This is a genomic window from Telluria sp. LT1R51-2 (genome assembly GCF_059685775.1).
The window spans coordinates 677,490-690,527 of sequence record NZ_JCASIM010000002.1; the positions used below are offsets into that span (position 1 = coordinate 677,490).

The 13,038-nt window shown below is 60.7% G+C and carries 10 protein-coding genes; 4 read left to right on the top strand and 6 right to left on the bottom strand.

All coding sequences use genetic code 11. The features are described 5' to 3' along the window. Window positions 1-39 precede the first annotated feature (39 nt). Complete coding sequence (locus AC56LH_RS21235; protein ID WP_499649437.1) at window positions 40-810, bottom strand: sulfite exporter TauE/SafE family protein; 771 nt, start codon at window positions 808-810, stop codon at window positions 40-42. Window positions 811-875: 65 nt separating this feature from the next. Next, the gene (locus tag AC56LH_RS21240; RefSeq protein ID WP_499649439.1) at window positions 876-1,703 is read right to left on the bottom strand and encodes an alpha/beta fold hydrolase; all 828 of its coding nucleotides are present in this window, start codon (window positions 1,701-1,703) and stop codon (window positions 876-878) included. Window positions 1,704-2,345: 642 nt separating this feature from the next. Between AC56LH_RS21240 and AC56LH_RS21245 the strand changes: the two genes are divergently transcribed. Next, complete coding sequence (locus AC56LH_RS21245) at window positions 2,346-2,681, top strand: hypothetical protein (RefSeq protein WP_499649441.1); 336 nt, start codon at window positions 2,346-2,348, stop codon at window positions 2,679-2,681. Between the two features lie 154 nt (window positions 2,682-2,835). Further along, the gene (locus tag AC56LH_RS21250) at window positions 2,836-3,603 is read left to right on the top strand and encodes a 5'-methylthioadenosine/adenosylhomocysteine nucleosidase (RefSeq protein ID WP_499649443.1); all 768 of its coding nucleotides are present in this window, start codon (window positions 2,836-2,838) and stop codon (window positions 3,601-3,603) included. Here AC56LH_RS21250 and ald read toward each other — a convergent pair. Together ald and putA are read right to left on the bottom strand one after the other, a co-directional pair. Then, window positions 3,600-4,715 carry an alanine dehydrogenase gene (gene ald, locus AC56LH_RS21255; protein WP_499649445.1) on the bottom strand — a complete coding sequence of 372 codons (1,116 nt, stop codon included), beginning with the start codon at window positions 4,713-4,715 and terminating at the stop codon, window positions 3,600-3,602. The genes AC56LH_RS21250 and ald overlap by 4 nt on opposite strands. 109 nt (window positions 4,716-4,824) lie before the next feature. Beyond that, a complete protein-coding gene (putA, locus tag AC56LH_RS21260) occupies window positions 4,825-8,496 on the bottom strand; it encodes a trifunctional transcriptional regulator/proline dehydrogenase/L-glutamate gamma-semialdehyde dehydrogenase (protein WP_499649447.1) in 3,672 nt (1,223 codons plus the stop codon). Between the two features lie 213 nt (window positions 8,497-8,709). Here putA and AC56LH_RS21265 point away from each other — a divergent pair, with 213 nt between their 5' ends. Then, the gene (locus tag AC56LH_RS21265; protein ID WP_183554882.1) at window positions 8,710-9,165 is read left to right on the top strand and encodes an Lrp/AsnC ligand binding domain-containing protein; all 456 of its coding nucleotides are present in this window, start codon (window positions 8,710-8,712) and stop codon (window positions 9,163-9,165) included. Window position 9,166: 1 nt separating this feature from the next. Here the strand turns inward: AC56LH_RS21265 and AC56LH_RS21270 are convergent, their stop codons facing one another. Beyond that, window positions 9,167-11,122 (bottom strand): PKD domain-containing protein, encoded by a 1,956-nt coding sequence (locus tag AC56LH_RS21270; protein WP_499649449.1) that lies wholly within the window; start codon window positions 11,120-11,122, stop codon window positions 9,167-9,169. Window positions 11,123-11,396: 274 nt separating this feature from the next. Next, a complete protein-coding gene (locus AC56LH_RS21275; RefSeq protein ID WP_183554886.1) occupies window positions 11,397-12,350 on the bottom strand; it encodes a LysR family transcriptional regulator in 954 nt (317 codons plus the stop codon). A gap of 138 nt (window positions 12,351-12,488) precedes the next feature. Between AC56LH_RS21275 and AC56LH_RS21280 the strand changes: the two genes are divergently transcribed. After that, window positions 12,489-12,686, top strand: coding sequence for a hypothetical protein (locus AC56LH_RS21280; protein ID WP_499649451.1), 198 nt, complete (start codon window positions 12,489-12,491; stop codon window positions 12,684-12,686). The last annotated feature ends 352 nt before the right edge of the window (window positions 12,687-13,038 follow it).

Sequence of the window (13,038 nt, forward strand, 5' to 3'; positions counted from 1 at the left end):
CGGAACCGGCTTCAACTTGTTTCACGTGGAACAATGGGACTACCAACCCAGCTTTGTGAACGCATCATAGGCAGTCTTCACAATCAAGGCACTGACAACAAACAGAAACACTTTGCGCACAAAGCCGCTGCCGTACTTGAGAGCGAGTCGCGTACCCGACAACGACCCGGCGATTTGGCAACCTGCCATCAACAACCCCAGCTGCCATAAAATATGGCCGCTGTAGCCGAACCACATCAGCGCGGAAAAATTGCAGGCGACGTTGACGATCTTGGCTGCGGCTGAAGCACTGAGAAAATCAAATCCGAAAAATCGCACGAACAGGAAAATCAGGAAGCTGCCGGTACCAGGGCCAAAGAACCCATCGTAGAAACCGATCGCAGCGCCGATGCCGATTGCCCAATACCGCTCCGCCAGGCCACTGTGCATAGGTGCGTGCACCGAACCCAGATCTTTTTTTCTGAACGTGTAGACCGCCACCGCGACCAGAATGATCGGCAATAAGGCACGCACGAAATCCGCAGGTACGCGCGTGACCGTCCAGGCGCCGGCGAAGGAGAGCACAAACGCGGCGGCAGCTGCGGGCGCCGCAGTACTCCAGGCCACCCTCACCCGACGCGAGTATTCCACCGCAGCCGAGCCGGTGCCGAAGATTGCTGCAAACTTGTTGGTACCGAGGATCGTTGCCGGGACTTCTTTCGGCAATAGAGAGAACATGGCGGGAAGCTGGACCAGGCCGCCGCCGCCGACAACGGCATCAACCAGGCCAGCGGCGAACGCAGCGCCGCCGAGCCAGACAACATCAATCATGGGAACGTTTGGGTGGAATGTACGAGCCGCAATTTTACGGCAAGTCGTAAGTGCTCCACCAAGAATCAGTCGATCGGTGACTTCACGAAATCGAGCAGCAATGCGTTCAGGCGATCTGCGCCAGAAAGCTGCAGCCAATGGCCAACACCATCGATGCGTTCATAACGAAAACCGGCAGTACATTGACCACGCGAATCGAGCATCTGTTGTTCACAAAGAGCCGGGTCGTGTTCGCTCCAGACGCCCATCACCGGCACGTCCACTGGCAACCAGTTTCGCGCCGATGACGGCTTGAAATTAGCGCGGTAGTAATTCAATGCAGCTGTCAACCGACCTGGCGGCGCAAGCGCCGCGATCCAGATCTCTTGCTGTTCACGACTGCGGATCATTTTTCGGAGTGCGGCCCAGTCCCCTGCTTTCAACAAGGCTTCGGCGACCACGGGTGTCTTGAACACCAGCATGTACCAGAACCGCAGTTTCTGCCCAAGTCCTGATGCAGCGATTGCTTTGGGATGACCGACCGACAAGGCGGCGTACCGGACGATGCGCTGTGGCGCATGCATGGCAAGGTGCCAGCCGATCAATGCGCCCCAGTCATGACCGACGACGACTGCTTTTTCGATTCCCAGCGCATCCATCAATCGCAGCACATCATCAGCAAGGAACGACACGGCGTAAGCGCCAACGTCCTGCGGCATGTCGGTTTTGCCGTAGCCACGCAGGTCAGGGGCAATCACACGCAAACCCGCTGCGGCAAGCGCAGGAATCTGACGACGCCAGACCTCGTGGGTGTCGGGGAAACCGTGCAGCAGGATGACGGGTGGACCGTCGCCAGCTGTCACGTAGTGCATGTTCAGGCCATTGACGGTGGCGTACAGCGACGCGAATTCCATGCGGCTCCCCTTGGCGCTGACTCGATGAAACACAGCTTACCAGAACGTAAACGCCTGTCCAGACCCTGCCTGTGGATAAGCAAATGGATATCCACAGGTACGGTTTGTGCAGAACTACGCTTTTGTACACAAGCGAAAATGTTGTCCAGATTTGCCACCAGGAAGCCGGATAACTAGTGCACTGCCTTATGCGCATCGTAAGTGGATGATTTTGTTCTCGTTAACCGGGTTGTCCACAGAAGATGGTCACCCTTACTTATTACTATTAATGTTCTATACAGTTATTGGTTGTAAACCTGAGATGCATGTTTTCAAAAAAAAAATTTGTCCGTGGCAAATCAACAGCATCCGGCGTTGGCAACCTCAATTGCAGGTCTGTGGAGAACCCGCTGCATATCCACAGGGCAGAATGTGCACAAACCCGTTTTGCAAGACGTCCGAGATTTCTATCCACCTTTGCTGCACGACGATCACCATGGTTCTCCAGCCAGTTGACGACCACGTAAATCGTTGATGTTGTGGAAAAATCCGCGCTTATCCACAGAATATGCCGCGTTTACTATTACTACTATTTTGTATACAAGCTTTTAAGTAAACAAACTGCATAACTTGCGCACTGCAGATCCCGGACCAGCAACGCCTTTGCAGATCGTTCTGAAAAGCGCTTTTAAAAAAAACGATCGCAGCATCGACACCGCCCCGACATCAACTGACAGCCCACCTGTTCGGACACCGGAAACCGTCGCCAACCAGCGCCAACCAGCGCCAACCAACAAGCGCCTGTGGACAAGCAGCTGCATATCCACAGCATCGGATGTGCAGAACCCTGCCTTTTTCACGCAAGCCAATTTTTGTCCCCGATCCATGCCTGGTTCACGCAAGCTTTGTCCCGCGCAAAAATACCGGCTTAAACCGCTGATTCTGTTGAGTAAACCAACCTTATCCACAGAAATGTACGCGTTTACTTACTACTACTAAATCTGTATACAGATCTCTTAATTAAATAAGCAAACAAGGTTGCAGGCAAAAAAAGCGTTTTGCAGAACGACCATGCAGGCCACGATATTTGTCTCCAGTGCCTGACAATGCTGTGTACAATCCGGCGCTTATGCACAACGGCCCAGCAAAAAAAATGCGTTTAGGCATCATCAGCGCGTTGCACGAAGAACAGGCAGGGCTCGTGGAAGCCTTGCAAGAGCCCTCCACGCTCATCCATGGCAAGCGTGAGTACTTTCTTGGACAGCTGTGGGAAATCGACGCCGTGTGCGTCCTGTCGCGAATTGGCAAGGTTGCTGCGGCCATGACCGCGACAACGCTTGTGGAGAAGTTCGGAGTTACCCACATCCTGTTCACGGGCGTGGCTGGCTCAGGGGACGCGTCGATCCGGGTTGGCGACATCGTGGTGGCCGAATCGCTCGTCCAACACGACATGGATGCCAGTCCCCTGTTTCCCCGCTTCGAGGTGCCATTGACGGGGCAAACGCATTTTCAACCGGACGCCCGGCTGTCGCTGCGGGTGTCCAGTGCAGCGCATGCATTTCTCGACGACGACTTGGTGAAGGCGATCGGCCAGGCTGACCGCGCCACCTTCAGCTTGACGCAGCCACGGGTGCACCGTGGCCTGATCGCCAGCGGCGACCAGTTCGTGCATCAGGCGGTGAAGATCGACGCGATGAATGCGGCGCTGCCGGGCCTGGTGGCGGTGGAGATGGAAGGCGCTGCAGTGGCACAGGTATGCCACGAGCTGGACGTGCCATTTGCCGTCATCCGCGCGATCTCGGACAACGCCAACGAACACGCGGCGCACGACTTCATGGGCTTCGTGAAGACCGTGGCCGCGCAGTACGCATTCCACATCACCCGGCGCCTGTGCCGGGATCTGGCAGCAGCGCCGCTCTAGTCCAGCAGCGACTCGGCCGGCATGTAGTCGTAGCCCAGTGCGTGCGCCACGGCCTCGAACGTGACCTTGCCCTCGCAGACATTCAGGCCCTGGCGCAAGTGAACATCGTCCGCCAGTGCGCGCCGCCAGCCCTTGCCGGCCAGTGCGAGCACGTGACCGATCGTGGCATTGTTCAGCGCAAAGGTGGATGTGCGCGCTACTGCGCCAGGCATGTTCGCGACGCAGTAATGCACGACGCCATCGACGACGAAGGTTGGATCGGCGTGGGTGGTGGCGTGTGAGGTTTCAAAGCAGCCGCCCTGGTCGATCGCCACGTCGACGATGACCGCGCCCTGCTTCATGCGTGACACCATGCTGCGCGTGACGAGTTTCGGCGCTGCGGCGCCCGGTACCAGCACGCCGCCGATGACCAGATCGGCCGAGAGCACGGCTTCTTCGAGCGCCTGCGCATTGGAGTGCAGCGTGGCGATGCGGTTGCCATAGATCAGGTCGAGCTGGCGCAGGCGATCGAGGTTCTTGTCGAGCACCGTCACCCGTGCGCCCGTTCCCACGGCCATCTGCAGGGCATTGGTGCCCACCACACCGGCGCCGATGACGACGACGTGACCCGCGGCCACGCCCGGTACGCCGCCCAGCAACAGGCCCATGCCGCCCCTGGATTTCTCCAGGTGCGCAGCGCCCGCCTGGATCGACATGCGCCCTGCCACTTCGCTCATCGGCGCGAGCAGCGGCAAGCCACCGCCAGGCCCGGTGACGGTTTCATAGGCGATGCAGATGGCCTTCGAGCGCACCAGCGCTGCCGTTTGATCGGGATCGGGCGCCAGGTGCAGGTAAGTAAAGAGGATCTGGTCGTCGCGCAGCATCGCGCATTCGCCCGCCTGGGGCTCCTTGACCTTGACGATCATGGCGGCCTGCGCAAACACCTCTTGCGCGCTGGCCACGATGCTGGCGCCGGCCGCGACGTACTGCGCGTCGGGCAAGCCGATCTCGCTGCCGGCGCCCTGCTGGACAAGCACCTGGTGGCCTTGCACCACCAGTTCATGGACCGACGCCGGCGTGAGGCCGACGCGGTACTCGTTGTTCTTGATTTCGGTTGGAACGCCTACAAGCATGGTGAGTCTCCTTGTTGTTGGTATGGTTCCTGCAACTGCTGTTATTGCTCCTGACGTGAATGCGGGTTAGAAAGCACATCGGCGACCGAAGTCGCCGATGTGGTGTGCGTTACAGGCCCAGTGTCATCAGGCTGGCGTTACCGCCGGCTGCCGTCGTATTGACGCAGACAGCGCGTTCGGCCACCAGGCGCCATAGATCGACCGCGGCCAGTGGTTCGGTATCCACCACCCCGATGATGGCGCCGCTGTGCGCCGCCAGTTGCGTGCGCAGCGAGCCGGCCAGGCCGGATTCGACCAGGGCAATCGCGAACTCGCCCGCATCCACTTCATCCTTGCCGATGAAGCGCACGCGTTCCTTGACCGCCTGCGGCAGGTTGGCCGGGATCGCCTCTGGCGACATGGTCAGCACCAGTGCGCGGTTGCCGGTGGCCAGCGCAGCTGCCACTTGATTGAGCAGCCCTGCCGGCGTGCCTGCTGCGCACAGCACGACGCCGCGCGGCGTGAACGACAGGCGATTGCGCTCGCCGGTCGGACCCGGCAAGTCGATCGACACGCCATTCAACGACGTGCGCGCATAGCCTTCGGCCAGCGCTACGACGGGTTGCTGGTCGCTCATGCGCAGCCAGGCGATCAGCGCTTCCAGTGCGACGTCAGACAGACGGACGTGGTCCATCAATGGCGCCGCGCCGCGCTGCAGGCGCTTGATGTACAACGGGCCGCCGGCTTTGGGACCCGTGCCGGACTTGCCCTCGCCACCGAACGGCTGCACGCCGACGACGGCGCCGACGATATTGCGGTTCACGTAGATATTGCCGACGTGCGCATGGTTCACGATGTAGTCGATCGTTTCATCGATGCGCGAGTGCACGCCCAGCGTCAGGCCAAAACCGGTGGCATTGATCGATGCGATCACCTTCGGCAGGTCGGCGCGGCGGTAGCGCACGATGTGCAGGACCGGGCCAAACACCTCTTGCTTGAGTTCCGACAGCGACGCGATCTCGAGCACCGTTGGCGGCACGAACGTGCCGCAGCTGGTGATGGCGGTCGGCAACTCGAGCGCGAAGTGGCTGCGCGCCGTGGCCTTGGTGCGCTCGATGTGCGCCAGCAGGTTGCGCTGCGCCTCTGCATCGATGACCGGGCCGATATCGGTCGCCAGACGATCCGGGCTGCCCACGCGCAGTTCCAGCATCGCACCCTTGAGCATCTTGATGGTCTTGTCGGCAATGTCTTCCTGCAGGAACAGCACGCGCAGCGCCGAGCAGCGCTGACCGGCCGAATCGAAGGCCGAACTCAACACGTCGCCCACCACCTGCTCGGGCAGCGCCGACGAGTCGACGATCAGCGCATTCTGGCCACCCGTTTCGGCCACCAGCGGAATGTCGATGCCTTCCTGTTCGGCGCGTTTGGCCAGCGTGCGGTTGATCAGCTGCGCGACTTCGGTCGAGCCAGTGAAGATCACACCCTTGATGCGGCTGTCGGCCGTCAGCGCAGCGCCGACGACTTCGCCGCGGCCCGGCAGCAGTTGCAGCGCCGCGCGCGGCGTGCCGGCCTCGAGGAACAGCTCCACCGCGCGGTGGGCGATCAGCGGCGTTTGCTCGGCCGGCTTGGCCAGCACCACGTTGCCGGCGGCCAGTGCAGCTGCGACCTGCCCCGTGAAGATCGCCAGCGGGAAGTTCCATGGGCTGATGCAGCTGACCGGGCCCAGTGCCTGGATGCTTGACTGCGTTGTTGACTGCATACCTGCTGCGCCGCGGATCTGCACCGCGTAATAACGCAGGAAGTCGACCGCTTCCCGCAGTTCGGCAATCGCATTCGGCAGCGATTTGCCGGCTTCGCGCACGGCCAGGGCCATCAGCTCGACACCATGGTGCTCGAACAGGTCGGCGGTGCGTTCCAGGATCGCAGCGCGCTCGCTGGTGCTGGTGGCGGCCCATTCGCCGGCAAAGGCGCTGGCGGCTGCCAGTGCGGCGTCGACATCGGCGCGCGAGGCTTCCTGCACCTGACCGACGATATCAGCCGACTGGGCCGGGTTGACCACATTGGCGAGCGGCCCGGCCTCGACCAGCGCGGCAGTGATTGGCGCAGCGACATGGCGGCGCTGTTGCGACAGGCCACCCGCCAGCACGCCCAGGATGTCTTCATTGACCAGGTCCATGCCGGCGGAGTTCTTGCGCTCGCTGCCGAACATGTCCACCGGCAGTGCAATGGCCGGATGCGGCTTGCCGCCGCTGGCGCGGGCGGCCTCAAATGGATCCGTGATCAGGGTGTTGATGGCGACACTCTCGTCGACGATCTGGTTCACAAACGACGAGTTGGCGCCGTTTTCCAGCAGGCGGCGCACGAGGTAGGCCAGCAGCGTTTCGTGGGAACCGACCGGCGCATAAATACGGCAGGGTTTGTCGAGGTTCTTGCTGCCCACGACCTGGTCGTACAGCGTCTCGCCCATGCCGTGCAGGCACTGGAATTCGTAGTTGCTGATGTTGCCCAGGCGCGCCCACGTATAGATGACTGAAAGCGTATGCGCATTGTGGGTGGCAAACTGCGGGTACAGGATGTCGGCCGCGCCGAGCAGCTTGCGCGCGCAGATCAGGTAAGACACATCGGTGTGCACCTTGCGCGTATAGACCGGATAGCCGGGCATGCCGTCGACCTGGGCGCGCTTGATCTCGGCATCCCAATACGCGCCCTTGACCAGTCGCACCATGAACTTGCGGCCGCTGCGCTTGGCCAGGTCGATCACATAATCGATCACGTACGGGCAGCGCTTCTGGTAGGCCTGCACTACCAGGCCGATGCCTTCGAAGCCGGCCAGCTCGGGGTCGAACGCCAGCACCTCGAGCATGTCGAGCGAGATCTCGAGGCGGTCGGCTTCTTCGGCGTCGATATTGATGCCGATGTCGTAGCGCTTGGCCAGCAGCACGAGGCTGCGCACGCGCGGCAGCAGTTCGTCCATCACGCGTGCCGACTGCGCGCGGCTGTAGCGCGGGTGCAGCGCCGAGAGCTTGATCGAAATGCCCGGCCCGTCCTTGATGCCGCGGCCATTCGAGGCCTTGCCGATCGCATGGATCGCCTGCTCGTACGATGCATAGTAATGTTGTGCATCGAGTTCGGTCAGCGCGGCTTCGCCCAGCATGTCGTACGAGTAGCGGTAGCCGCGCGTTTCGTTTTCGCGGCTGTTCTTCAGCGCCTCGTCGATGGTCTGGCCGGTGACGAACTGGTTGCCCAGCATGCGCATCGCCATGTCGACGCCCTTGCGGATCAGCGGTTCGCCGCCCTTGGCGATCATGCGTGTGAGCGCCGAGCCCAGGCCTTGCTCGCTGTTGGTCGACACCAGCTTGCCGGTGATGAGCAGGCCCCAGGTGGCCGCGTTGACGAACAGCGACGGCGACTCGCCCAGGTGCTTGCGCCAGTCGCCCTTACTGATCTTGTCGGCGATGAGGCGGTCGGCCGTTTCGCTGTCCGGAATGCGCAGCAGCGCTTCAGCCAGGCACATCAATGCGACGCCTTCTTCGGACGACAGCGAGAATTCGTGCATCAGGGCGTCCACGCCCGACGAGCGGGTGCGCTTTTCACGCACGGCGGCGACCAAGCGATGCGAGAGGGCCTGGGCATCGTGGCTGGCGCCGGAACCCTGGGCCAGCAGCCACTGCACTGCCTCGGTTTCATCGCGGCGGTAGGCGGCCGTGATGGCGGCGCGCAGGGGAGTCTGGTCGCGCTTGATTTCAGCGTGAAGGGCGTCGAACGGAACGAAGGTGGAGGCCGGGTGAGCAGCAATCTGCATGGCTATCTAGTCAAAAGAAAAATACACAACGAGGGCCACCGCACAGCAAAAGCGCCGTGCTGTAAGCAACAGCCGGCGCAGATTGGAACTTGGTGGAAATGATTCGATTGTAGAAGGATTTCTTCTGGATTTATTCTGGATTTATCCGATACTGGCAATAGATAGTTTTTGATGCGACAATCTGACCAAATAAAATTTACAAGGAGATGTAGCATGCTGGACAAGATTAGCAAAAAGATTCTGGCCGAATTGCAGAACGACGGCCGCATCAGCAACGTCGAACTGGCGGCGCGCGTCAACTTGTCGCCGGCTGCCTGTCTTGAACGTGTGCGCAAGCTGCACGAATCGGGTTACATCATGGGTTACACCGCCCAGCTCAACCCGCAGTTGCTGGATGTGTCGCTGCTGGTGTTCATCGAAGTCGTGCTCGACCGCACCACGCCTGAAGTGTTCGATGCCTTCAAGCAGAGCGTGCAGATGATTCCCGAAGTGCTCGAATGCCATATGGTGGCTGGCGGCTTCGACTACCTGGTCAAGGCGCGTGTAAAAGACATGGCCGCCTACCGCGAATTTCTGGGCAAGACGCTGCTGCAGAAAGGTGTACGTGAGACGCACACCTATGCGGTGATGGAAGAAGTGAAAAATTCCACCAAGCTGCCGATTCGCTGAATCACGGCTGCCCGGCCTCGCGCACCTGGCCGGTCAGGCGTAACGCGCCGCGGTACAGCAGGCTGGCCGGCAGCGCCTGCGCGGCCTGACTAGCGGCCTGATCCACATCCTGCGGCGTATCGGCGCCGCGGCCGGCTTCGAACGTTGCTGTGCGCAGCAGGCCCACCGCATCCGCTTCGTCGATGCGCACCGCCATCCTGCTGGCGCTGGTTGGCGCGGCGCCCTCATCTGCCACGGCATCGATCACGAAGCGATAGCCGGGGCGATTGTCCAGTTGCCCGGTGCCTTCCAGCCGGACCCGGTTGCCGTCGCGCGCGATCCGATCGAGCGTTTCGCCGTTAAACGACGTGCGGCCCAGCAGACGAAACACGAACGGCGTACCAACCTCTGTTTTGAGCGTGAGTGGCGCTGCCAGCCGGAACGATGTTCTGGCGGCAGGCGAATTGACGCGACTGCCGGAGGCCACACCCGATTGCAGCATGCCTTCGCCCACCAGCTGTACGCCGTCGATAAAGCCAACCCGGACCAAGGCAGACATCGTCGTACGCCTGCGCCCCGAATCGGTGACGATCACGGTCGCGCGGTAATCCCCGGCAACGCCATACGTGTGTTCAGCCTGTACCGTGCCGGTGCCATTGCGCTCGCGCACGACTGCTGGCAACGCCCCACTGCCGTCGCCCCAGTCGATGGTGGCAGTGTGGGTATCGCTCGCATTGCGGTCGCGAAATGACAGCGTGAGCCTGGCAAGCTCTTTCTCGCGCAGCGCCGGTATTTGCAGTGGGCCCAGTACCGGCGCATCGGTACCCGCGCCACCGCAGCGCAGAAACACCAGGCCGGCGTTGGATTGGGCCAGGATGTCCCCGTTGGCGGCAATACCAAGCCCTTCTGTCACCACCAGCCCTGGTGGCGCGTTGTGCAGGCGCAGATTGAGATCGGTTGCCACGCCCGTGCGCGACCAGCGATACGCGCGGCCTTCGTCGAGCATGCTGGAGCGGACCAGGCCGACACTCATGCCTTCATCGTTCAGTGCATTGGCCTCGGACGTGAACATCCCTGCCGGGTGCAGGCTGAGAAAGCCGCGTGCACGCGAATAACGGAAGGCGCGAAACTCGCTCGTGGTCGGACCCCGCACGGCGCCGATGACCTCACCCGCTTGATTGAGCGTCGTGGGATAAGCGGCATTGATGCTGACTGCGCTCTTTCCAGGGCTCGATAGGAAGAAGCCCCGGGTTGCAGCGTCGACGATGCGCCAACCGAGAATGTCGCCCTGATTATTGATGCGGATACCGAACGCACTGCGTGCCCCGAACGTTCCCAGGTTCGTGGGACGGCCGTCAGCGTTCCAGACCAGCGTGGTCGTGCCGCCATTGACAGCGCTGCCCGAGCCGACGACGGTATCGAGATCGTTGATGCCGTAGGCAGCGCCTGGAACGAAGCCGGTGACGCCGGGCAGTGATGACAGGCGATTTGCTGACGTCCAGCGCACTGCACGCACGCTGCTGTTGTCGCTGGACGTGGCAGACAGGCCCGCGATCTGGCCATGTTCATTGATTGCATCCAGGGAGGCGTATTCGCGCGCATTGAGCGACGGTAGCACGACCCGGCCCCTTGCGGCCGACCAGCGCAGCGGTTGGTAGCGCAGGCCGCCGGGACTTTGCGCGTCAAGGAAGCGTGCGTTGAAAATCACCTCGCCTTGTTCGTTCAGACCACCGACAAACGTACGGTCATTGCCTGGAGGACTGATGTCGACAATGCGGTCGCCATTGAAGAACGCCACCTGGGTGCGATCGCCCGGCCCCAGGTACTCGAATGCCGCCTGACCATGTGCATTGACAAAACCGATGTAGCTCGTTGGTGGCGCGAGATTGACAATGCCGTAGATGTCGCCACCACTGCGCCCGGTATCAGTGGCGCCACTTTCCGTAGCCGCATTGGCCCCGCCGGATAGCGCAAGCATGAGCGGCACAATGGTCGCAAACACCCCGTAGTGGCCCGTCGATAAATGGCGCATTGTCATCTCCCTATCTTCATGGATGCGCGTATGCGGTATGCACCGCGCATGACCATTCTGGAACGTGAAGAATCGTGCAGGACGACCTAGCGCAAACCCGGTGACGGATCTCGCGCAAAATGGATTGGGGAATTGCATGGTAGGCAGAGCCACCAAGCAAGGAGGTCAGCGTGCAGGTAAAACGGAATGGTGCGGTTGCGCCATTCCCGGTGACAATTTATCAGACGACCTTGCGCACGCCGCCCTTGGACGCGCTTTCGGCCATGCCTTCAAGGTTCTTGCGCAGCCAGCGGTGCGCCGGACTGCGACCATCGCGTTCGTGCCACAACATGTCCAGGTGAACAGCTGGCAACTGCAGCGGGAGTTCTTTCCAGATCAGGACATCCGCCATGCCGGTCGAGACCAGCAAGTGCTTCGGCAACACGGTGATCAGGTCCGAATTGGCTACCACCCGGCCAGCCGTGAAGAACTGGTTCACCGTCAGCAGGATGCGCCGTTCGCGGCCCATCTGGCCCAGCGCTTCGTCCACCAGGCCGTGGGCGCGGCCCGAGAAGCTCACCAGCAGGTGGTTCGCCTTGCAATACGTATCGAGATCGAGCTTTTCCTTGGCCAGCGGGTGATCCTTGCGCATCACGCACACGTACACGCCCGAATACAGCCGTTCGTGGCGGATCGGCGAACCGGTTTCGTACGACAACTGGGCTGCTACCCCCGGGAAGAAGCCCACCGCCAGGTCGATATCGCCGCGCAGCAGCATCGGCCGCGGTTCGCGCGTGGTCAGCGGCACCATGCGGATGTTCACGCCCGGCGCCTCGCCTTCGATCGAGCGCATCAGTGACGGCAGCCACAGGGCGGCGGTGGCGTCGGCCATTGCCATCCGGAACGTGGCCTGCGCCTTGGAGACATCGAACGTTTCCGGCATCACGGCCGCTTCGAGCGCTGCCAGCGCCTGGCGTACGGCCGGCCACAATGCTTCGGCGCGCGGCGTTGGCTTGACGCCGTAGGCGGTGCGGATCAGAAGTTCATCCCCCAGGCTTTCGCGTAATCGCTTGATGGCATTCGAGACTGCGGGCTGGGTCATGGCCAGATGGCCGGCGGCACGCGTCAGGTTCTGCTCGGTCATGACGGCATCGAATACGCGCAGCAAATTCAGGTCTAGCGTCAGAAAGCTCATGGGATTCGGGATAAAACTGTCGTGAATACAAGTGTACCTCAACTCATTCACAAACAGTATAAGTGCCATCAGCGATGGGAATTAGATTTATATGTTGCGATGCACTAGAGTTATCCACAATCATAGAACGAGTACATCATGTCTTCCACCGCCACCTTAGTTCAAGCCGCCAGCGCGGTGCCCTACAGCCTGTTGTTCAGCATGACCATGTATCTTGCCCTGTTCGGCGGGATCGCCCTGTTTTTCCGGCCGCTGCTGGTCGGCATCGGCCGCGCGCTGTACTTGACGGTGCGCCCACGTCGCAGCAAGTCGGCTTCGCCGTCGAAATCAGTCTGATGATGCGCTCTTACTGATCTGCTCTTCCCCTCGTTGAAACGCGGCACCGGACACGGTAGCCGCGTTTTTTTTCGCCTATTGCTTGGTATTCCAGCAAAGCACGCCCAACTCTCTTGGCTTTGATGGTGACTTGATGTCACCTGGATTTTCTCGGAGCATGCATTTAACGAAGTTCACATAGAATTACATTTTTCCGAAACAGCATAATGCCTAAATTTTGATTTTAGGATCATAGAACATCTAAATAAGCAGATAAAGACGTATCTTAGACGAATTTTAAGAAATATGTAGGTCTCTTTGCATTAGAGATAAATTAGACATAGATAGAATAAATTGACGATGAAAGGTGATT

Excerpts from the sequence above, each read along its gene's own strand:
- putA (WP_499649447.1), bottom strand. The coding sequence starts at position 8,496 with ATGCAGATTGCTGCTCACCCGGCCTCCACCTTCGTTCCGTTCGACGCC.
- AC56LH_RS21275 (WP_183554886.1), bottom strand. The coding sequence starts at position 12,350 with ATGAGCTTTCTGACGCTAGACCTGAATTTGCTGCGCGTATTCGATGCC.
- AC56LH_RS21270 (WP_499649449.1), bottom strand. The coding sequence starts at position 11,122 with ATGCTTGCGCTATCCGGCGGGGCCAATGCGGCTACGGAAAGTGGCGCC.
- AC56LH_RS21265 (WP_183554882.1), top strand. The coding sequence starts at position 8,710 with ATGCTGGACAAGATTAGCAAAAAGATTCTGGCCGAATTGCAGAACGAC.
- AC56LH_RS21235 (WP_499649437.1), bottom strand. The coding sequence starts at position 810 with ATGATTGATGTTGTCTGGCTCGGCGGCGCTGCGTTCGCCGCTGGCCTG.
- ald (WP_499649445.1), bottom strand. The coding sequence starts at position 4,715 with ATGCTTGTAGGCGTTCCAACCGAAATCAAGAACAACGAGTACCGCGTC.
- AC56LH_RS21280 (WP_499649451.1), top strand. The coding sequence starts at position 12,489 with ATGTCTTCCACCGCCACCTTAGTTCAAGCCGCCAGCGCGGTGCCCTAC.
- AC56LH_RS21240 (WP_499649439.1), bottom strand. The coding sequence starts at position 1,703 with ATGGAATTCGCGTCGCTGTACGCCACCGTCAATGGCCTGAACATGCAC.
- AC56LH_RS21250 (WP_499649443.1), top strand. The coding sequence starts at position 2,836 with ATGCGTTTAGGCATCATCAGCGCGTTGCACGAAGAACAGGCAGGGCTC.